This window comes from Salinivibrio sp. SS2, from assembly GCF_001722075.1.
GTDB lineage: Bacteria > Pseudomonadota > Gammaproteobacteria > Enterobacterales > Vibrionaceae > Salinivibrio > Salinivibrio proteolyticus.
In genome coordinates, this window is record NZ_MEBP01000044.1 from 1 (window position 1) to 1625 (window position 1625).

The window sequence follows — 1625 nt, forward strand, 5'->3', positions numbered from 1 at the left end:
TCGGATTATCTTCCCCTCAGTCGGGGCGATTCAGGTTTCTTTCAACCTGACGGGTTTGCCAGCTTCGCTGGGCAAACAAAAAGGCCGGTGATGAAGCATCACCGGCCTTACTCTCTATCGCGTCTTTACATCAGATACTGGAACACCTGCGCGAGGTGCGCATGACAATATCTGATGAAAATTTGATGTTAAGCTCCGAGCAACACTTCATCGTGTATTTGCGCGAAGCCCAGCCTTCTTACGAAGTTCTTAAATAGAATATAAGCCATAATAGAGAGTCGAAATATCAACATGAGCGTCGGAGAATAATGAACCTCATCGGTGAAGTCAATTTTGTGCATAAAATCTAGATATGCATACATCAAGCGATATTAGGTATATGCTCGGCGTCATGAGGGACGCTTTCCAGTGCCGAGACGTACACTTTAAAGGTATTTTTTCCATCATGCTTCGCCTGATAAAGCGCATCATCGGCTTGGGCTAACAAACCGTCGATATCCATCGCCTCGGAGGTCGTCGTTACTCCTATGCTGGCCGACAAGCTTATTTCAAGTTCAGCGCGACTGTTTTGAACGGCGCGGAGCAAACCAGCCGATATTTGCTGTGCACGAGCACCGTCGCAGTAAGGGAGCACGACCGCAAACTCTTCTCCTCCTAAGCGTCCGACAATACCATCGTCATCAACCACTTGTTCGAAAACGTCAGCACAATGGATCAATACTTTATCACCAACAGAATGGCCAAATGAGTCATTAATAGTTTTAAAGTCATCCAAGTCGATCATCAGTACACTGAGAGGGAAAGAGGCAGTCTCAACGCGCCGTTTCGCTTTGGCCAAAAAGGCACGACGATTTAATAGCCCCGTTAAACTGTCTCGGGTCGCTTCACGATGAAGTTTCTCGTGAACGCGCTCTAATTTATACAAGAAGATAATCAGGGTATTGATCACGCTGTAAGCGATGCCCGATAAAATCAGTCCCGCTTGCAACAGTGACGTGCCAAGCAGCTGCGTAAACAGATCAGGATAAAAATGTGCGAACGTCGCCCTGCCTATGTATGCCACACTAAATCCACCCATCACCATCATTAGCCAACGCTTTAAACGCTGACCGCCGGTGTTTGTGCTCCTCACAATGGTTCGCGTCATCAACGCAAGCTGCATACTGACAATCAAACTGGCGTAAACTACGCGGCTCCCGATATCATCGAGGTGTGATGCCATCAATACTACCGAGAGCACGACGGGCAGCGCCAACTGCCAGCGCGGTACATCGCGGGCAAAGACTTGCCCCAGTGCCCAATGGCTAAAAGAAAATGCTACCATCACACACGCATTGTAAAAGACGATCCCGAGATAAGGATGAAGGTACGGACGGGCAAATAAGAAAAGATTGCTAAACCCATGGATAAACAGAGACAACGCCCATCCATTAATACCGGGCTCTTTACGGTTTTGCACGGCGTTGTTTCCTAAATCATTGAACTTATCACTCTAGCGGCGATCAGATCATCAACGCCTCAAAACCGGTCTCAGATGATGAGCAAAGCCAAGTATAAAATCAGCAATTGGAAGCAATACAATCAAGCACTGATTAATAGTGGTTCGATTACCTTTTGGGTTGATA

At 47.2% G+C, this 1625-nt stretch carries 1 protein-coding gene; it reads right to left on the reverse strand.

All coding sequences use genetic code 11. The features are described 5' to 3' along the window. Window positions 1-361: 361 nt before the first annotated feature. Window positions 362-1459: a GGDEF domain-containing protein gene (locus BGK46_RS02345; protein ID WP_069586868.1), complete on the reverse strand. Its 1098-nt coding sequence runs from the start codon at window positions 1457-1459 to the stop codon at window positions 362-364. Between the last annotated feature and the right edge of the window lie 166 nt (window positions 1460-1625).